The sequence below is a fragment of the Mesorhizobium sp. B1-1-6 genome (genome assembly GCF_006443035.1).
Lineage (GTDB): Bacteria > Pseudomonadota > Alphaproteobacteria > Rhizobiales > Rhizobiaceae > Mesorhizobium.
Genome location: NZ_VFWR01000007.1, coordinates 194,632 through 212,635 on the forward strand (window position 1 = coordinate 194,632; position 18,004 = coordinate 212,635).

The following is an 18,004-nucleotide window of genomic DNA, read 5'->3' on the forward strand; positions in this document are numbered from 1 at the left end:
TGATCGGGAGTCGCGTGAACAGCCCAATTTTTCGCGCTGCGTCATTCGCATGTGGAAAGGCGCTGTCACACAGAGTCACGCAATGCCGGTAAGCGATTCACGGCAAAGCGCTTTTCAGGCTGGTGCTTTGTGGAAAAGTTTAACGAATTATTTTTTCGGCCTGGGCTTTGCGGAAGCCGCAGGTGTGGCCTGCCCGGTCAGTTCGGCAAGCCTGGCCTCAAGCGCCTCGATGCGGTCGGCAAGGCGAGCATTCTCTTCCCTGGCCTTGGCGGCCATCTCGCGCGCGGCCTCGAACTCCTCGCGCTGCACCACGTCCATCGAATTCAGGATGCGTTCGGCCTGTCCCTTGAAGGCGGTCTCCACCTCGCGCCGCACGCCCTGCGCGGCGCCCGCGGCATCGGTCATCAGCTTGGCGAATTCGTCGAGAATGCGGTTCGGTCCGGTCGACATGGCAAATCCTCGGTTGCTGGAATTGAGTTAGTAGTGCCGCGCGCCGAATGCAAGAACGTTGAGGGTTGCCGTTCCATCTGCGTTGCTGTGGCGCATGGCGGTGCCATTCCTGTAAGAAGCTCCCGGACGACGCCAGAGCTGTACTTGAGGGCGCAAGCTCGCCTATTGTGTTCTCGTCTCGTATTGCCTCAAGCACACTTCAGTCAGGTCACCAATGGCAACCCCTCCGCGCCGACCGACCAATCCGATGGCAGCCGCCGAAGCTGCCTTCAAACCGGTGAAGAAGCCGGCACCGCCAATTCGCGAAGCTTCGGCCGCGCCGAACGTCCGCGAGCTTGTTTCGATCCGGATCGACCGGGCCGTGCTCGATCATTTCCAGGAAGATGGCCCCGGCTGGCAGGACAGGATCAACGACGCGTTGCGGCAGTTGGTGGCCGCCAAGCCAAGGGACTGAGCTCACCGCCCGCACGGCGCGATGGGCCTGCAAGCGGTGATCCGATCCGATCTTTGAGGCCGACCACTTTGCCTTGACCCCGCCAAAACCCTGCCGCATGGTCCGCGCCAAACGCAACCGAGAGCTCCCGTTGAACGAATATTTCCTGCTGCCGCTGGCCTCGTTGCCCTTTCCCAACATCGACCCGGTGCTGATTCAGATCGGGCCGCTGGCGGTGCACTGGTACGGCGTCGGCTACATCGTCGGCATCCTGTTCGCCTGGTGGTACGCCAAGCGGCTCGCCGCCAATCCGAAACTCTGGCCCGACGGCATCCTGCCGATGAAGCCGGAGGACCTCGATGATTTCATCATCTGGGCGGCCATCGGCGTCGTGCTGGGCGGGCGCACCGGCTACGTGCTGTTCTATGACCTGCCGCGCTATATCGCGCATCCGCTCGACATCTTCGCCGTCTGGCAGGGCGGCATGTCGTTCCATGGCGGCCTGCTCGGCGTCATCCTCGCCATGACGCTGTTTTCGATCAAGCGCGGCATCCGCACCTGGTCGCTGTTCGACGTCGTGGCCGCCGGCGTGCCGGTCGGTCTTGGCCTCGTGCGCGTCGCCAACTTCATCAACTCCGAGCTCTGGGGCCGGCCAACCGACGTGCCGTGGGCGATCGAGTTTCCCAATGGCGGGCCGTTTACCCGCCATCCGAGCCAGCTTTACGAGGCCCTGCTTGAAGGCCTGGTGCTCTTTCTCGTGCTGCGCTTCCTCACCCATTCGCGCCTCAAGCTGAAGACGCCGCGCTTCGTCGGCGGCGCCTTCATCTGCGGCTATGGCGTGTCGCGCATAGCAGTCGAATTCTTCCGCGAGCCCGACCAGCAGCTCGGTTATCTCCTCGGCACCAACTGGCTGACGATGGGCATGATCCTGTCCTCGCCGATGGTGCTGGCCGGCATTTGGGCGATGACGACAGCCAAGCCGGTGCCGCAGTCACGGCCGCAGGCGACATGACGCGGCTGAAGGCACGCATCGTCGATCTGATCGAGGCAACAGGGCCGATCCCCGTCAACGAATACATGGCATTGTGCCTGTTCGATCCCGAAGCGGGCTACTACACCACGCGCGAACCGTTCGGCGCCGCCGGGGATTTCGTCACCGCGCCGGAGATCAGCCAGATGTTCGGCGAGCTCGTCGCCGTCTGGCTCTACCAGGCCTGGCTGGCGGTCGGCCGGCCGACGCCGGTCACCATCGCCGAGATCGGCCCCGGCCGCGGCACGCTGATGAAGGACATGCTTCGCACCCTGTCACGGCTCGAACCGGCACTGGCCAACGACGCTGCCTTCGCCATGATCGAGACCAGCCCTCGCCTGACCGAGGTGCAGAAACAGACGCTCGGCGCCACACCGTTCTCGATTCGCTGGCACGAGACCATCGACACGCTGCCGCCACAGCCGCTCCTCATCGTCGGCAACGAATTGTTCGACGCCATCCCCATCCGCCAGTTCGTCCGCACCGGCACCGGCTGGCGCGAGCGCGTGGTCGGTCTCGACGGCGCTGACAATCTTACCTTCTTCGCCGGCGCCGGCTCGCTCGACCCGACGCTGCTGCCCGCCGATGCCGGCGAGGCGCCGCAAGGCGCGATCGTCGAAGTGGCGCCGGCGCGCAGCGCCCTGATGGCGACCATCGCCGAGCGCATGGCCGCTCATGGCGGCTCCGGCCTGTTTGTCGACTATGGCCACCTGCGGCCGGGTGTCGGCGACACGTTGCAGGCCTTGCGCCGTCATGATCACGAAGATGTGCTGGCCAATCCCGGCGAAGCCGATCTCACCTCCCATGTCGATTTCGCCGCCCTTGCCGGGGTGGTGCGCGCGCATGGTCTCGACGCCCATCTGTCGACGCAGGGCGATTTCCTGCTCGGCCTGGGCATTCTGGAGCGCGCCGGCCGGCTTGGCGCCGATGCCAGCCAGGCGGCACGCGACAAGATCGCTGGCGATGTCGAACGCCTCGCCGGGCCGCAGGCCATGGGCGACCTGTTCAAGGTGCTTGCCATAGTGCCGCGCGGCGTTGCCGTTCGCCCGTTTGCCCAGGCACCGAGCTCGGATTGACAAGGCGTGACGACGGCCAGTCCGGTTGTGTCGGTAGCTGTTCATGGCCGGCAACTTCTCATGATAGGAATTTTTTCTTGACAAGGTGAAGGCAACTATGGTAGATATTTGGTTATGGTGCTGAGTTGCGCTAGGGACCCGCCGCACAGGCGGGTTTTTCCGTTCAATGCTCCCTCACCGCGCAGCGGCGAAGGAACCGTTACCCCGGATTGGTTGCGTTGCCCCTTCGCCACGCCGGATTGACTTTTCACCGTCACCCCTCCCAATCTCCCGTCCGGTAAAAGAGCGGCTGAACGCCGGCCGTCTCGCTTCGGACTTTTTCTTGACGAAACCGCCCACACGGACAACAACGCCCACATGCTGAATCAGACCAAACTGGATCCCGTGCGGTCGCCGCTGCTGGACCTGGCGCAGGCACAAGGCATCCGCCACGGTTATTTCACCCGCGTCGGCGGCGTCTCGACCGGCATCTATCAGGGCCTCAACATCGGCACCGGCTCGGATGACGACCAGGCGCTGGTCGCCGAGAACCGCCGCCGTGTCGCCGCCTGGATGGGCGTGCCGGCGGACCATCTCCTGACCGCCTGGCAAATCCATTCGCCTGATGTCGTCGTCGCCAGGGGACCCTTTGCAGGCGAGCGTCCCAAGGCCGACGCCATCGTCACCGACCGGCCGGGCATCGCCATCGGCGCCTCGACCGCCGATTGCGGCCCTGTGCTGTTCGCGGATGCCGCGGCGCGTATCATCGGCGCGGCGCATGCCGGCTGGAAAGGCGCCTTCACGGGGGTGCTCGAGAACACCATTGCCGCCATGGAAAGTCTCGGCGCCAGGCGTGAAAACATCGTCGCCGTGCTCGGCCCCTCGATCGGCCCGGAAAACTACGAGGTCGGGCCTGAATTCGTCGCCCGCTTCGTCGAGGCCGATGGCGAAAATGACAGATATTTCGCGCCTTCGGCGAATCCCGGTCATTCGATGTTCGACCTCAACCGCTACACGGTGGACCGGCTCGACAGGGCGGGTGTGACCGCGCAAGGTCTCGGCCGCTGCACCTATGCCGAGGAAGATCTGTTTTACTCCTACCGGCGCACGACGCACCGCAAGGAACCCGATTACGGCCGGCAGATATCGGCAATCGTTTTGGAGAGTGAATAATGGCGCTGCATTTTGAACGATCCGAATTCGACGCGCGCCGCGACCGGCTGGTGATCGAGATGGCCGAGAAGAAGCTCGACGCCATCCTGCTCTTCGCGCAGGAAAGCATGTATTGGCTGACCGGCTACGACACGTTCGGTTTCTGCTTCTTCCAGTGCCTGGTGGTGAAAGCCGACGGGTCCATGGTGTTGCTGACCCGCTCGGCCGACCTGCGTCAGGCGCGCCACACCTCGATCATCGACAACATCGTGCTGTGGACCGATCGCGATGGCGCCAATCCGGCCGTCGACCTGCGCAATCTGCTGAACGAGCTCGACCTGCTCGGCGCCCGCATCGGGGTCGAATACGACACTCATGGGCTGACCGCCTATAATGGCCGCCGCCTCGACGAGCAGCTGCAGACCTTCGGCCAGATCGCCGATGCATCCGGCATCGTCGGTCGGCTGCGCCTGTTCAAGAGCCCGGCCGAGATCGCCAAGGCCGAGAAGGCGGCGAACCTGGCCGACGACGCGCTGGATGCGGCCTTGCCGCTGATCAAGCAGGGCGGTGACGAGGCGCTGATCCTTGCCGCCATGCAAGGCGCGATCTTTGCCGGTGGCGGCGACTATCCGGCCAACGAATTCATCATCGGCTCCGGCGTCGACGCGCTGCTGTGCCGCTACAAGGCCGGTCGCCGCAAGCTCACCAAGAACGACCAGTTGACGCTCGAATGGGCGGGAGTCTTTCATCACTATCATGCGCCGATGATGCGCACGGTGCTGACCGGCAAGGCCTCGAAGCGTCACCAGGACTTGTTCGACGCGGCCCGTGCCGCGCTGCTGGCGGTCGAGAAGGCGATGACGCCGGGCAACAGTTTCGGCGACGTGTTCGACGCGCATGCCCGTGTCATGGAGGCACGTGGACTGACCAAGCATCGGCTGAATGCCTGCGGCTATTCGGTCGGCGCCCGCTTCACCCCGTCCTGGATGGACATGCCGATGTTCTACCAGGGCAATCCCGAGCCGATCGCGCCGAACATGACGCTGTTCGCCCACATGATCATCATGGATTCCGAAACCGAGACGGCGATGACGCTTGGCCGCACCTATCTCACGACCGAATCACAGCCGAAGCCGCTTTCCCGCCATGATCTCGACTTGATCGTACAGTGAATCCACGATGGGAGGCGTTCTTCGCCAAGGAGTTAGAAGGCAAATGAGACGATCGCAACTGACGACCGTGTCATTGCTCGTGGTCTTGGCGCTCGCCGCCTGCACCAACGCAAAAGACGTCCTCGAACCCTCCGCCATCACCCCGCCCACGGCCGCGGCGCCGGCCATGCCGGCAACCCAGGGCAGCGCCGCCACCCCGGCGCCTGCTGGCCCTGCCACGACCACGGCGGGCGCTTCTGCAACGACCACGACGTCAGCAACGCCGGCCCAGACCGCCGCAATCCTTGCCAGGACGCGCCTGCAGATCGCGCCGATCGTCGGCGCTTCGGTGGAAGCGGCGACGCCGCTGACGGCGGAATTGCAGACGCGCGCCAGGCAGCGCGGCATCACGCTGGCCGGCAGCGCCGACCAGACGGCGACCCATGTGCTCAAAGGCTATTTCTCGGTGATCTCCGAAGGCAAGGACACCACCGTCATCTATGTGTGGGACGTCTACGATCCCTCGGGCAACCGCCTGCATCGCATCAACGGCCAGCAGAAGGCGGCTTCGGCCAGTTCCGGCGCCAGCGGGGGCGGCGACAGCTGGAAAGCGGTGGCGCCAGCCACCATGCAGGCGATCGCCGACCAGACCATCGACCAGTTCGCGGCATGGCTCGGCGGCAAGGCGGGCTAGACCATCGGACCCGAATGGAAACGGTCGCGGGGAAATCCGATGCTCGAATAAGGGGAAGGAGCAGCGGCGCCGGGTCCGCTGCCCGGTGTTGCCCATACGCGATGGCGCGAACATTTCCCAGGATTAGCCGGCGGATTTCCAATCACGGTGCTTGCAATAGCCGCGCGGGCCGCTAAAAGCCCGGTTAAAGGGCGTAGGCGAGTCTGTTGGGGCTCTCCATCCTCCACCAGGAACGGTGCATGAAACTCTTCGCGGGCAATTCCAACAGGGTGCTGGCCGAGGCGGTCGCCCGCTATCTCAACATCCCGCTGGGCAAAGCCAGTGTCAGGCGCTTCGCCGACCAGGAAATCTTCGTCGAGATCCAGGAAAACGTGCGCGGCGAGGATGTCTTCATCCTGCAGTCGACTTCCTTTCCGACCAACGATCACCTGATGGAACTGCTCATCATGATCGACGCCTTCATGCGCTCGTCGGCCAAGCGCATTACGGCGGTGATCCCCTATTTCGGCTATGCCAGGCAGGACCGCCGCGCCTCCGGCCGCACGCCGATCTCGGCCAAGCTGGTCGCCAACATGATCACCCGCGCCGGGGTCGACCGCGTGCTCACGCTCGACCTCCACGCCGGCCAGATCCAGGGCTTCTTCGATATTCCGACCGACAATCTGTTCTCGGTGCCGGTCATGGCCCGCGATGTGAAGGCGAAATACAAGCAGCTCGGCAACGTCGTCGTGGTGTCGCCCGACATTGGTGGCGTGGTGCGTGCACGCGCGCTGGCCAAGCGCTTCGACGCACAGCTCGCCATCGTCGACAAACGCCGCGAGCGTCCCGGCGAATCGGAGGTCATGAACATCATCGGCGCGGTCGCCGGCAAGGACTGCCTGCTGATCGACGACATCGTCGATTCCGGCGGCACGCTGTGCAACGCCGCCGATGCGCTGCTGGCCAACGGCGCCACCAGCGTCACCGCCTATATCACTCATGGCGTGCTGTCGGGCGGCGCGGTCGCCCGCATCAGCGGCTCCAAGCTGCAGGAACTGGTGATCACCGACTCCATCCAGCCGACCCAGGGCGTGCTCGACGCCCCCAATATCCGCGTCATCTCGATCGCCGACCTGATGGGCGAAGCCATCTCGCGCACGGCAACCGAGGAATCGGTGTCGAGCCTGTTCGACTAATTGTCGATCCCGGCGGGCGCGTAGCGCAGCAAAACAGATTACAACGTGCAATCAGTGCTCCTGCAATGGACCTTAGACCGAGGGTTGCCGCATCAGCTTGATGCCCTCGGCATGCCTCAAGCGGCGATCGGACCGCCTATGCGCCGCGGGTTTTCGCCGGCATCTCGCGCGCCGCGCATATAGCCGCGCGGCGAGGCACCCAGCATGCGCTTGAACATGGTGATGAAGGCCGGCACGCTGTCATAGCCGAGATCGAGCGCCACCCGGGTGATCGGCTCGCCATCGGCGAGCCTTGGCAGCGCCGCGAACAGGCATGCTTGCTGGCGCCATGTCGATAGCGACAGTCCGGTCTGGCGATGAAAGGCGCGCGTGAAGGAGCGTCGGCTCATGCCGGCGGCATCCGCCCACTCGTCGATCGTCGCGCGCGGCGACGGTGCCGCCACAAAACGCCGGCACAGCGCCGCCAGCCTGGGATCGGACGGAAACGGCAGGCCAAGCGGCCGCTCCGGCAAAGTCGGGATTTCGTGCAGCAGAAGATTCATGATCAGCCCGCCGCGCCCTTCCAGCACGCCGCCTTGCGGCAGTTTTTCCGATTCCACGATCAGGCTGTGCATCAGGTCGGTGACGCCGACGACGCGCAGGCCTTCCGGCAGTCCGGGGATCGCTCCCGGCATGACATAGACCGAGCGCATCGAGACATCGCCCAGCATCTCGACGGAATGCTCGGTGCCCGCGGGAATCCACATGGCGTGATCGGGCGGCACCATCCAGCGCCCGTGCCGCGTCGTCACCAGCACGACACCGACCAGCGCATGCAGCAACTGGCTGCGGCTGTGGCGGTGCCGCGGCACATGGTAGCCGTCGGGATATTCGGTCGGCAACGCCACCGCCGGCCCGGCCACTTGCTCCAGCCATAGCCAGCGGCGCTCGTGCAACTGCTCGAGGTCGGCACTACCAGCGTGAAAAATTTCCCTGCCGTGCGGCATAAGCTATGGCCCACTTGCGAAACTATTGGACCAAACCACGAAAGAAGTCGTCCCGCAAGCAGCCTATAAGCCATCCGTTCCCAAGGCGGCCGCAGGAGCGTCCGCCAGCTTGCCCGCGGGTATGCCCGCCAAAAAGACTACGGAGCCTACCTTGACCGATACGACAGCCGTCGCCCCTCCCGCGACCGCCAGCCATGCTTCAGCCCAGGCGACGGCCTTCACCGTCATCCTGGCGGTGAGTTTTTGCCATTGCATCAACGACATCATGCAGTCGCTGCTATCGGCCATCTATCCCCTGTTGAAGGAGAATTACGGCCTCGATTTCTGGCAGATCGGCCTTCTCACCTTCACCTTCCAGGTGACCGCGTCGCTGCTGCAGCCGGTGATCGGCATGATCACCGACAAGCGGCCAATGCCCTATTCCCTGCCCTACGGCATGGCCTCCTCGCTGATCGGCCTGATCGTGCTTGCCTATGCCGGCCACTACACGCTGCTCCTGATCGGCGCTTCGCTGATCGGTATCGGCTCGGCGATCTTCCATCCGGAATCCTCGCGCATCGCCCGCTTCGCCTCAGGCGGCCGCTTCGGCCTGGCGCAGTCGCTGTTCCAGGTCGGTGGCAATTTCGGCCAGTCCATGGGACCGCTGCTGGCGGCATTTATCGTCGTGCCTTTCGGCCAGACCAGCATTTCATGGTTCGCCGTCGGCTCGCTTATCGGCATCGTCGTGTTGTGGCAGGTCGGCGGGTGGTACAGCCGCTTGCGCGCCACACAGGCGAACCGCAAGACGTCCAGTTTCGTCTCGCCCTTCCCGCGCCGCAAGGTGATGGGGGCCCTGGCCGTGCTGACGCTGCTGGTGCTGACCAAGAACGCCTACATCGCCAGCCTATCCAGCTACTACACCTTCTACGCCATCCATAAGTTCGGCGTTTCGGTGCAGATGTCGCAGGTCATGCTGTTCCTCTTCCTCGGCGCCTCGGCGCTGGGCATTCTGCTCGGCGGCCCGTTCGGCGACCGCTACGGACAGAAGGCGATGATCTGGTTCTCCATTGTCGGCGTGCTGCCCTTCACGCTGGCGCTGCCCTACGCCAACATGGAATGGACGATGGTGCTGACGGTGCTGATCGGCCTGATCCTGTCGTCGGCCTTCTCCAACATCGTCGTCTTCGCGCAGGAACTGGTGCCGGGCCGCGTCGGCATGATCGCCGGCATCTTCTTCGGCTTCGCCTTCGGCGTCGGCGGCATAGCGGCGGCCGTGCTCGGCATCGTGGCCGACATGAAGGGCATCGACTTCGTCTTCCAGATCTGCTCGTACCTGCCGTTCCTGGGCCTGCTGACGGTGTTCCTGCCCAATATGAAGGAAGCGCGGAAGGCCTAACCTGGGAAAGCGCCTCGACACGTGCGAGCGCGTCGAGGCGTTAGTGCAGGCCGAATTCGCGCAGCAACTCCTCACGGTGGCGCACGAAGCGGCTTTCGCTGCGGTCACGGGGACGCGGCAGGTCGACGGTGATCAGCCGCGCCGCGCCGCCTTTCTCCTTGGGCAGAATCAGCACTCTGTCGGCGAGATAGATCGCCTCCTCCAGGTCGTGGGTGACCATAACCATGGTGACGTTTTCCTCGCTCCAGATGCGCGCCAGTTCCTCCTGCATGGAGATCTTGGTCATGGCGTCGAGGGCGCCGAGCGGCTCGTCGAGCAGCAGGATTTCGGGCTGCACCGTCAGCGCCCGGGCGATGCCGACGCGTTGCGCCATGCCGCCCGAAAGCTGCCGCGGGTAAGCATCGCTGAACTCGGCAAGACCGACCAATGCTATGTAGAAGCGCGCCCTCTGCTCGGCCTGCGCCTTGGGCACGCCGCGAACTTCGAGGCCGAAGGCGACATTGCTAAGTACGCTCAGCCACGGCAGCAGGCGCGGTTCCTGGAAGATCACCGCCCGCTCCGCGCTGACGCCTTTTATTTGCTTGCCGTCGATCGCAACGGCGCCTTCATCGGCGATCTCTAAGCCGGCAAGGATGCGCAGCAATGTCGTCTTGCCCGATCCGCTGGCGCCGACAATGACCAGGCACTCGCCGGAGCGGATGTCGAGATTGAGCGAACGCAGCACGGCGAGCGAGCGCCCGCCGAGCGCAAAGGACTTCGACAGGTCGCGGATCGTGACCTCGCCGCGTGCTGTGGCCATGCTGGGTGCCTCCTTGCTCAATTGGTCTTGCTTTCGCCTGGCCGGTAGAGGATGTCGGCAGCCTTGAGTTTGCCTCTCGGCAGGCGACCGTCGCGCTCGAGCACGGCCACCCAGAAGTCGATGTCGCGGTCGGTCGCCACCGCCTTTTCGCGCAGGCCGAAGCCCGTCCAGTAGCGCGCCAGTTCGCCGTTCTCGCCGCGTTTGTCGAGGATTTCGGCCAGCACCTTGCGGGCCTCGTCGGGATTCTGCCGCGACCAGTCGGCCGCACGCGCGGACTGTTCGACGAAGTTCTTGGCGGCGTCGCGATTGGCGGCGATGAAATCCCGCCGCAGCACGATGAAGCCGCCCGCGATCTCGCCCAGCACGTCGGCGTCGTTGAACACGCCGCGCACACCGCCATTGGCCACCAGGGCGCCCGCGAAAGTCGCCTGCCAGTAGCCGAGCCCGGCGACATCGACCTGATGCGAGCGCAACGTCTGCTCGAGTTGCGGCCCCGGCACCACGACGAGCTTCGCGGCGTCCGGCGGCAGGCCGACGCTGTGCAGCGCCTCACGCACCGCGTAGTCGAGATGGGCGCCGAGCGTGTTGACGGAGATCGTCTTGCCGGCGATGTCCGCGATCGACCTGATCGGGCTGTCCTCCAGCACATAGAAGACGCTTTTGACCTGGCTGTTGATGCCGTTGCTCGGATAGGCGGCGACGAAGTCGTTGCCGCCGGCGATCGAGTTGATCACGGCCGGCGTGGCGGCCGAACCCAGGTCGACGCTGCCGGAGGCGAGCGCAAACAGCGATTCCGGGCCGCCGCCGGCATAGCCGACATTCTCGAGCTCGATGCCGAGGCCCTTGAAGTAGCCGAGTTGGTCGGCAAGCTCATGCGGCGAGATGCTGCCGCGGCTGGCGAGATAGCGTATCTTGACGGAAGCGGCCTGCGAGCGCGCGATCGATGGTAGCCCGACGGCGATGATGCCGGCGGCAAGAGGGGCGCGCAGAAGCAGCGAGCGGCGTGTGATGGTCATGATCCGGCCTTTCACTTTTCAAAAATGACGATGATGGGGGCGGCTGTTCAGCCGGCGGAACTGCTCCAGCGGCAAAGCCGCCGCTGCAGGCTGACCAGCACCTGGTTCGCGATCAGGCCGAGCGCGGCCAGGATGACGATCGACGCGAACATCAGCGGGATCTGGAAATTGTACTGCGCGTTCATCACCTGGAAGCCGATGCCTTTGTTGGCGCCGATCATTTCCGAGGCAATCAGCAGCAGCAGCGCGGTGGTCGCGCCGAGCCTCAACCCGACGAAGATCGAAGGCACGGCGCCCGGCAGCACGACGCGCCGGAATATGGTCAGCCGCCGGGCGCCGTAGACGCGCGCCATTTCGAGCAGCTTCGGATCGACCTCCTTGACGCCGCTGATCGTGTTGAGCAGCAGCGGAAACAGCGTTGCCCAGAAGATGACGAACACTTTGGAGGCTTCGCCTAGCCCCAGAAGCAGGATGAAGACGGGATAGAGCGCCAGGGCCGAGGTCTGCCGGAACAGTTGCAGGATCGGATCGAGCGCCGTCTCGACGCTGCGGGTCTGACCCATGACGAGGCCGAGCGGGATGGCGACCGTAGCCGCCGCGGCGAAGGCGAGGCCGGCGCGCTGCAGGCTGATGGCGATGTCGCCGAGCAGGCTGCCCCCGGCGAGGCCCTTCCAGAGCGCTACGACGATCATGTCGATCGGCGGCAATACCGCGGCATTGACCCAGCCGCCACTCGCCGCCGCCTGCCAGAGCGCCAGGAACCCCAAAAGCACGCCATAGCGCGACAGCAGACGCGTGAGGGTTCGGCCAGCCAGGCTCAGAATATCGGCGCCGAGCCCGTTGCCGTTTTCATGCGCGCCGACGCCGGTCGGCCGTTCAATGTGCTGCAAAGTCATCGTCATGCCTTTCGCTTCAACGCATCATTCGGCGGCGAGCACGGTCGAACGGGCAACCGTCCAGGGGTTCTGCGGCCGCTTGAGGCCAAGATTCTCGCGCAGCGTCCTGCCCTCGTAAGCTGTACGAAACAGGCCGCGCCGCTGTAATTCGGGGACCACCAGGTCGACGAAATCGTCTAGCGCGCCGGGCAGCCATGGCGGCAGGACGTTGAACCCGTCGGCGGCTTCGTTGCTGAACCATTCCTCCAGCTGGTCGGCGACCTGAATGGCGCTGCCGATCACGGTGTAGTGGCCTCGTGCGGTCGCGACCCATTGATAGAGCTGGCGGATGGAGAAGTTGTGCTCGTCGGCGATCTGGCGGATCAGCGCCTGGCGGCTCTTCATGCCTTCGGTTTCGCGGCTCGGCGGCAGCGGTCCGTCGAGCGGATAGCCCCTGAGATCGAGCGTCTGCCCGGCAAGCCCGTTGAGCAGTGCGACGCCGTCCTCGGGCAGGATCAGGTCGTTCAATTGCTGATACTTGGTTCGCGCCTCTTCTTCGGTGCGGCCGACAAAGGGCGCCACGCCGGGCATGATCAGCACCTGTTCGGGATCGCGGCCGGCCGCCGCCACGCGGGCCTTGATGTCGCGATAGAATTCCTGCGCGGAGGCAAGGTTCTGATGCGCGGTGAAGATGACCTCGGCCGAGGCGGCCGCGAGCTTGCGCCCATCCTCGGACTGGCCCGCCTGCACGACCACGGGGTGGCCCTGCACCGGGCGGGGCACGTTGAGCGGCCCTTTGACACTGAAATGCTCACCCTTGTGGTCGATGTCGTGAAGCTTGTCCTTGTCGTAGAAGCGGCCCGTTTTCTTGTCGCGGATAAAGGCGTCGTCCTCCCAGCTGTCCCACAGCGCCTTGACCGTCTCGACATGCTCATGCGCTCGTGCGTAGCGCTCGGCATGGTTGGGCTGGATGTCGCGGTTGAAGTTGCGCGCCGTGTCGTCGCCCGCCGAGGTGACGACGTTCCAGCCGGCCCGGCCATTCGACAAGAGGTCGAGCGAGGCGAATTTGCGGGCAAGCGTGTAGGGCTCCTCATAGGTGGTCGAGGCCGTGGCGATGAATCCGAGATGCGTCGTCAGCGGCGCCAGCGCCGCAAACAACGTCACCGGTTCGAAACCCGCGATCTTGGCGTTGCCGCCTTCACGGGCGCCAAGCCCGACCGTCAGGTTGTCGGCGAGGAAATAGGCATCGAACAAGCCGCGTTCGGCGGTCAGCGCGAGCTGCTTGTGAAACTCGAAATTGGTCGCGCCGTCGGCCGGAGCGTCGGGATGGCGCCAGGCGGCGACATGCTGGCCGCCACCGGGTAGAAAGGCGCCGAGCTTGATCTGTCTTGATTTGATGGTCATGGCTGGGTCCCTTTGTTCGAAAACCATTTGGAGTTCAGGCGGCGAGGCCGACGCTGCGTGCCGTCCCGACGACGCGGGAAACCTCGGCAACCGCCTGCCGGGCGCGGGCATGGATGGCCTCCGACACCAGGACGCCGTCGGCGAAATCCTTGTCCGATGCGTAGATTGCGGTCGGCACGGTCAGCGCCTCGAAAAAACCGAACAGCGGCCGCAGCTGATGTTCGACGATCAGCGAGTGGCGTTCGCCGCCGCCCGTCGCGGCAAGGATGACCGGTTTCCCGCGCAACGACGACGGATCGAGCAGATCGAACAGATGCTTGAAGAGCCCGGTATAGCTGCCTTTGAAGGTCGGCGACCCCGCGACCAGCACGTCGGCGCCGACCAGTTGTTCGATGATGGCGCGGGCCGCAGGATCGAGATCGCCGAGGCGCCGAGCCGCCGGCAACGACGGACCGAGATTTTCAATGTCGTATATAGCCGAGGTCGCCCCGATGCGGTTCGCCGTCTCGCCGGCGATGTGGCTGATAAAGGCCTTGGTCTTCGATGGGCGGGTCAGGTTGCCGGATATTCCCACCACCAGCTTGTTCGTCATCGGGCTCTCCTCGCGGTCCTTATTCATTAAGACTATCGATTTTGTAGAATTAAATGAGCGAGAAGATTTCAAAACTGGCGGAATAGGGAGATTGAGTTTGCGCCGCAGCGCCCTTCAGTGGTTCGGCAGATGCGCGGTTCCGGCCAAGGACGTCGCCATTCTCGGACGCCAGGCCGACGAGCGACAGATCCAGGTCGACCCGACCGCCGCCGCAAGCTGCCCGTCCACTGCAACGCTCGAATGAGACCCCGACCGGACGCTGGCCGAACTCGATGCCTGAACCGAGAGATCCAGCCGCTGTGCGCGGCGTTGACGAGCGATCGTTAGCCACACCCGCGCCTGGCAGCCGTCCCGAAGGATGGATTGTGCGGGGCGAGGATCAAATCGACGGCCCGCCGTGCGGGTCGGCGGGACCTGAGCCAAGCCTGATCAGGCGGATTTCAGCACGGTGAATGGGCGCTTGACGGTCCGCTTGGCCTGGAAACTCCCGGCCGGAGCGGGACGGCCGACATGAAAACCCTGGACCTTGTCGATGCCGAATTCGCGCATGAGAGCCATCTGCTCGTCCGTTTCCACCCCTTCGACCAGGATTTTGTGGCCGCGGTTTCGGACCAGGGCGACAATGTCCTGGAGCATTGCCTTGCCGTTCGGGGTGGCGCAGTCGTGAAGGAAGGAGCGGTCGATCTTCACCGTATCGAAATCGATCAGGCGAAGCCACGAGAGGCCAGCGAAGCCGGTGCCGAAATCATCAAGCCAGATCTTGATCCCCAGCAGCTTCAGGTCGCTGATGCAGCGAAGAATGTCCGAATGCATCTCCATCTCCAGCCCCTCGGTGATCTCGAAGGCCAGCCTGTTGCCGGTTACGCCGGTCTCGCCCAGGATGGTCGCGACCGACGCCGCGAAGCCGGGCGTCTTGAGCTGGATCGGAGAGACGTTGACGCTGACCACGCGCACATGATCGTGCGCCAGGAGCTCGGCGCACACAGTCCTGATGGCCCAGCGCCCGAGTTCCAGGATGGCGCCGGTTCGCTCCGCTACAGGGATGAACAGGCTCGGCGGAACCGATGTGCCGTCCAGCATTTTGAGGCGCATCAGGGCCTCCACCGCTTCAACCCGGTCCGTCGCGACATCCTGGATCGGTTGATAGACGAGTGAAACGAGATCCTGGCCGATCGCGATCTTCAGCAAAGCCGCAATGTTCTCGCTCTCGTCGCTGCTCTGGGGATCGGTTGGGTCGAACAGCCGGGCACAGTTTCGACCGCCTGCCTTTGCCAGATAGAGTGCGCGATCGGCCTCGTGGATGATCTTCTCCAGCTTGGCACCGGTCTGCCTCCTGGTGAATGCGGCGCCAACGCTTACCGTCACAACCGAGATACCGTCGCGCCGCAGTTCGTGGGTAAGCGCCAGATTCTCGACGGTGCGGCAGATGGCTTCCGCGATATCTATGATCTGATCCTTGTTCTCCATGCGGGCCAGGACGATGAATTCTTCACCGCCGTAGCGGCCGATCGAGCCATTGTATTCCCTGATCATATCCCGGAGGGCATTGGCGACATGGATAAGGCAACGGTCGCCTTCCTGGTGGCCGTAGCAGTCATTGAACTTCTTGAAGAAGTCCACGTCGATGAGCATCGCCACGAAACTGGTGCCGACCCTTTGCCACTCCCCCCAGTAGTCCCTGAGCTTTTCGTCGATCGCCCGTCGATTCTCCAGACCCGTAAGCGGATCGGTCCGCGACAGCCGCAGCAGGGCCTTGCCGCGTTCGGTGGCTTCCTTGTGCTGGATTTTGGCCTCCAGCGCGTTCAGGAAGACGTTGTAGCGCTCCTCGTTCAGCTTCCAGTTCACATAGGACGTGAATGTGAAGCACGAAACGTAGAAGGCGCCAAATACCATCTTGTATGTTACCGTGGCAGGCACAAAGTAATTCACGGCATACAAGACACACATAATGATGGTTGATGTCACGATCGATAAATTAAAACTGAATGTAAAGAATAGATTCGCACTCATCATGAAAATGGTGCCGAATACCATATAGTAGGCGACGCTTTCCTTGTCCGCGCTCATAAAGGCCGGGAACAACCAGCCGATATAGCCGAAAATGATGGCCCCGGCGCAAGTCACGTCGAGCCATTCCGTGGCCACTCCCCGGCGAAGTTGCGCCTCCAGGATCGACAGCGCGGTCACGCCGACGGCGAAGCGCGCCATGATCGTATAGGCCGCCACGTCCGGGATCAGCAGCAGATCCGTTGCCGAAAACAGGAGATAGATGGCCACGGCGATCCAAAGCCCAGGCCGGGCTTCCAGTCTTCGCTTCGCCTGGGCTTCCCTCCGGTAAAGGACGCGAAGCTCGTCGGGCCCCGGCTCGTAGCGGGCTTCGTACGGCTCTACATGCGCCATGTCGGCCAGTCTGGATGACACGCGTTCGCTCTCGACAAATCCTGGTTGAAGGGGATTTTGCGTTCCAAGTTCTTTTTTGGCTTCTGCCCCCACGCGGGCCAACTCCTTGGACGCGACGGCGACTGCGCACCTCGCACGACAATGCAACGGCGCGAAACAAATTTCGGTTAATTCAGGCCGTGAATCCAATGCGGTGGGTTTTAACGCGCGAACATGGTTGGCGGGAAATTAAGCATACCGTTAAAATGCGTTCGGGACGACATTGGCAAATCGAGCATTGTACGCAATAAGTTAACTGACTGTTAACTATGGAGTGCTCGAGTGCAAAGTGTCTTTGATGGCAAAAGCCTGATTACTGCCGAGATGATTGCCGGCAGTTTTCCTCGAAGAAAGCCCGAGCATCACGGCGAGGCGTTCGAAACCGCCCGCGCGGAACTCGCGCTCATTCTCCACGCGACACACCAGCAGGTCGAGGAAGAGAAAGACCCTGCCGAGATCGTTCGTCGCCTGCTGTCCTATCTCAACGCCCTGCGGGCCAAGGTTCACCCCGACGTTTGGCAGTCGTTGATACCGGTGGCGCAAAACCATCCGATCCTTGACTACTTTCTCCAGGACCCGCTCACCCGGTGGTCATTCACCAAGCCCAGGGGCTATTCCGGCGACGCGCAGTTGCTTGACTACATCTATTGTGATCCGCACGTGGCCGAAAGCGTGGCCGGTGCCTCGGACACAGGGAAGGCACTCTACAGCCATACCAAGGACGTACCGTCCTGCGTGGCGGCGCGGGAACGGCGCGATCTCTTGACCCGGTATGTCGACGAGACGGCGGACAAGAGCGGACCGCAAGCCGAGGTCCTGGCGATCGCCGCCGGTCATCTGCGCGAGGCCAATCGTTCGACCGCCTTGGCTGAGGGCCGCCTCAAGCGTTGGGTTGCGCTCGATCAGGATCCCCAGAGCGTTGGATTGATCGCGCGAGACTTCCAGGGCACCGCGGTCGAGGCCGTCGACGGCTCGGTGCGGACCGTGCTCACCAGGGGCCACAAGCTGGGCAAGTTCGACCTCATCTACGCCTCCGGCCTTTACGACTACCTCCAGCACAACGTCGCCGTGAAACTCACGAAGACTTGCCTGCAGATGCTCAAGCCGAACGGCAGGTTCCTTTTTGCCAACTACGCCGAGGGCAATCCCGACGCCGGCTATCGGGAAACGTTCATGGACTGGGTGCTGCTGCTGCGCTCCGAGGCCGACATGTGGAACATCATCAATGCCAGCGTCGACCGCAACACCGTCGAGGCGCAGGTGTTCTTTGGCGAAAACCGCAACGTGCTGTATGGCGTCATCGAAAAGCGCGGATAGGGCAATTCCAGGAAAAATGTGCAGCGGTTTTCCCGGAGAAAGTGCGTAGCGCCTTCCCGGG

Annotated in this window: 18 protein-coding genes; 10 read left to right on the top strand and 8 right to left on the bottom strand. The window is 63.7% G+C overall.

Going from position 1 to position 18,004, the window contains the following annotated elements; all coding sequences use genetic code 11:
- Window positions 1-147: 147 nt before the first annotated feature.
- Entirely contained in the window at window positions 148-450 is a 303-nt protein-coding gene (locus tag FJ979_RS16100; RefSeq protein ID WP_140496011.1) for an accessory factor UbiK family protein, read from the bottom strand.
- Between the two features lie 214 nt (window positions 451-664).
- Between FJ979_RS16100 and FJ979_RS16105 the strand changes: the two genes are divergently transcribed.
- From FJ979_RS16105 to FJ979_RS16135, 7 genes are all read left to right on the top strand, one after another.
- Entirely contained in the window at window positions 665-904 is a 240-nt protein-coding gene (locus tag FJ979_RS16105; RefSeq protein WP_031250360.1) for a BrnA antitoxin family protein, read from the top strand.
- 130 nt (window positions 905-1,034) lie between these two features.
- Window positions 1,035-1,895, top strand: coding sequence for a prolipoprotein diacylglyceryl transferase (gene lgt / locus FJ979_RS16110; protein ID WP_140582128.1), 861 nt, complete (start codon window positions 1,035-1,037; stop codon window positions 1,893-1,895).
- Window positions 1,892-2,989 carry a class I SAM-dependent methyltransferase gene (locus FJ979_RS16115; protein ID WP_140582130.1) on the top strand — a complete coding sequence of 366 codons (1,098 nt, stop codon included), beginning with the start codon at window positions 1,892-1,894 and terminating at the stop codon, window positions 2,987-2,989. The genes lgt and FJ979_RS16115 overlap by 4 nt, the downstream gene beginning before the upstream one ends.
- Window positions 2,990-3,346: 357 nt before the next feature.
- The gene (gene pgeF, locus FJ979_RS16120; RefSeq protein WP_140496014.1) at window positions 3,347-4,141 is read left to right on the top strand and encodes a peptidoglycan editing factor PgeF; all 795 of its coding nucleotides are present in this window, start codon (window positions 3,347-3,349) and stop codon (window positions 4,139-4,141) included.
- The gene (locus tag FJ979_RS16125) at window positions 4,141-5,292 is read left to right on the top strand and encodes a Xaa-Pro peptidase family protein (RefSeq protein WP_140516886.1); all 1,152 of its coding nucleotides are present in this window, start codon (window positions 4,141-4,143) and stop codon (window positions 5,290-5,292) included. Before pgeF ends, FJ979_RS16125 begins: the two co-directional genes overlap by 1 nt.
- Before the next feature lie 43 nt (window positions 5,293-5,335).
- Window positions 5,336-5,965, top strand: coding sequence for a hypothetical protein (locus FJ979_RS16130; RefSeq protein WP_140582133.1), 630 nt, complete (start codon window positions 5,336-5,338; stop codon window positions 5,963-5,965).
- Window positions 5,966-6,204: 239 nt separating this feature from the next.
- The gene (locus FJ979_RS16135) at window positions 6,205-7,140 is read left to right on the top strand and encodes a ribose-phosphate pyrophosphokinase (protein ID WP_019860650.1); all 936 of its coding nucleotides are present in this window, start codon (window positions 6,205-6,207) and stop codon (window positions 7,138-7,140) included.
- Between the two features lie 116 nt (window positions 7,141-7,256).
- Here FJ979_RS16135 and FJ979_RS16140 read toward each other — a convergent pair whose 3' ends face one another.
- The gene (locus tag FJ979_RS16140; protein WP_140556082.1) at window positions 7,257-8,126 is read right to left on the bottom strand and encodes a helix-turn-helix transcriptional regulator; all 870 of its coding nucleotides are present in this window, start codon (window positions 8,124-8,126) and stop codon (window positions 7,257-7,259) included.
- A gap of 151 nt (window positions 8,127-8,277) precedes the next feature.
- Between FJ979_RS16140 and FJ979_RS16145 the strand changes: the two genes are divergently transcribed.
- Entirely contained in the window at window positions 8,278-9,501 is a 1,224-nt protein-coding gene (locus FJ979_RS16145; RefSeq protein ID WP_140666080.1) for an MFS transporter, read from the top strand.
- A gap of 40 nt (window positions 9,502-9,541) precedes the next feature.
- On the opposite strand, the gene FJ979_RS16150 is transcribed toward FJ979_RS16145, so the two are convergent.
- The 5 genes from FJ979_RS16150 to msuE are packed head-to-tail and all read right to left on the bottom strand — an operon-like array spanning window position 9,542 to window position 14,187.
- Entirely contained in the window at window positions 9,542-10,300 is a 759-nt protein-coding gene (locus FJ979_RS16150) for an ABC transporter ATP-binding protein (RefSeq protein ID WP_140556083.1), read from the bottom strand.
- 17 nt (window positions 10,301-10,317) lie between these two features.
- Window positions 10,318-11,316, bottom strand: a complete 999-nt coding sequence (locus FJ979_RS16155; RefSeq protein WP_140582135.1) for an ABC transporter substrate-binding protein — start codon at window positions 11,314-11,316, stop codon at window positions 10,318-10,320.
- 47 nt (window positions 11,317-11,363) lie between these two features.
- Window positions 11,364-12,212 (bottom strand): ABC transporter permease, encoded by an 849-nt coding sequence (locus tag FJ979_RS16160; RefSeq protein ID WP_140582277.1) that lies wholly within the window; start codon window positions 12,210-12,212, stop codon window positions 11,364-11,366.
- A 24-nt stretch (window positions 12,213-12,236) separates the two neighbouring features.
- On the bottom strand, window positions 12,237-13,595 hold the full coding sequence (locus FJ979_RS16165; protein WP_140582138.1) for an LLM class flavin-dependent oxidoreductase: 1,359 nt from the start codon (window positions 13,593-13,595) through the stop codon (window positions 12,237-12,239).
- 34 nt (window positions 13,596-13,629) lie between these two features.
- Window positions 13,630-14,187 (bottom strand): FMN reductase, encoded by a 558-nt coding sequence (msuE, locus tag FJ979_RS16170; RefSeq protein WP_140556085.1) that lies wholly within the window; start codon window positions 14,185-14,187, stop codon window positions 13,630-13,632.
- 97 nt (window positions 14,188-14,284) lie between these two features.
- Between msuE and FJ979_RS32565 the strand changes: the two genes are divergently transcribed.
- Window positions 14,285-14,431, top strand: coding sequence for a hypothetical protein (locus FJ979_RS32565; protein WP_181181783.1), 147 nt, complete (start codon window positions 14,285-14,287; stop codon window positions 14,429-14,431).
- 185 nt (window positions 14,432-14,616) lie between these two features.
- Here FJ979_RS32565 and FJ979_RS16175 read toward each other — a convergent pair whose 3' ends face one another.
- Window positions 14,617-16,587: an EAL domain-containing protein gene (locus FJ979_RS16175; RefSeq protein ID WP_140524959.1), complete on the bottom strand. Its 1,971-nt coding sequence runs from the start codon at window positions 16,585-16,587 to the stop codon at window positions 14,617-14,619.
- Between the two features lie 321 nt (window positions 16,588-16,908).
- Between FJ979_RS16175 and FJ979_RS16180 the strand changes: the two genes are divergently transcribed.
- Window positions 16,909-17,943 carry a class I SAM-dependent methyltransferase gene (locus FJ979_RS16180; RefSeq protein ID WP_140567070.1) on the top strand — a complete coding sequence of 345 codons (1,035 nt, stop codon included), beginning with the start codon at window positions 16,909-16,911 and terminating at the stop codon, window positions 17,941-17,943.
- Window positions 17,944-18,004: the final 61 nt, after the last annotated feature.

Bases quoted from the DNA above. Each gene is read 5' to 3' on its own strand.
- FJ979_RS16115 (WP_140582130.1), top strand. From the start codon at position 1,892: ATGACGCGGCTGAAGGCACGCATCGTCGATCTGATCGAGGCAACAGGG.
- FJ979_RS16125 (WP_140516886.1), top strand. From the start codon at position 4,141: ATGGCGCTGCATTTTGAACGATCCGAATTCGACGCGCGCCGCGACCGG.
- FJ979_RS16165 (WP_140582138.1), bottom strand. From the start codon at position 13,595: ATGACCATCAAATCAAGACAGATCAAGCTCGGCGCCTTTCTACCCGGT.
- msuE (WP_140556085.1), bottom strand. From the start codon at position 14,187: ATGACGAACAAGCTGGTGGTGGGAATATCCGGCAACCTGACCCGCCCA.
- FJ979_RS16130 (WP_140582133.1), top strand. From the start codon at position 5,336: ATGAGACGATCGCAACTGACGACCGTGTCATTGCTCGTGGTCTTGGCG.
- FJ979_RS16140 (WP_140556082.1), bottom strand. From the start codon at position 8,126: ATGCCGCACGGCAGGGAAATTTTTCACGCTGGTAGTGCCGACCTCGAG.
- FJ979_RS16105 (WP_031250360.1), top strand. From the start codon at position 665: ATGGCAACCCCTCCGCGCCGACCGACCAATCCGATGGCAGCCGCCGAA.
- FJ979_RS16135 (WP_019860650.1), top strand. From the start codon at position 6,205: ATGAAACTCTTCGCGGGCAATTCCAACAGGGTGCTGGCCGAGGCGGTC.
- FJ979_RS16150 (WP_140556083.1), bottom strand. From the start codon at position 10,300: ATGGCCACAGCACGCGGCGAGGTCACGATCCGCGACCTGTCGAAGTCC.
- FJ979_RS16160 (WP_140582277.1), bottom strand. From the start codon at position 12,212: ATGACTTTGCAGCACATTGAACGGCCGACCGGCGTCGGCGCGCATGAA.
- pgeF (WP_140496014.1), top strand. From the start codon at position 3,347: ATGCTGAATCAGACCAAACTGGATCCCGTGCGGTCGCCGCTGCTGGAC.
- FJ979_RS16155 (WP_140582135.1), bottom strand. From the start codon at position 11,316: ATGACCATCACACGCCGCTCGCTGCTTCTGCGCGCCCCTCTTGCCGCC.
- FJ979_RS16100 (WP_140496011.1), bottom strand. From the start codon at position 450: ATGTCGACCGGACCGAACCGCATTCTCGACGAATTCGCCAAGCTGATG.
- FJ979_RS16175 (WP_140524959.1), bottom strand. From the start codon at position 16,587: ATGGCGCATGTAGAGCCGTACGAAGCCCGCTACGAGCCGGGGCCCGAC.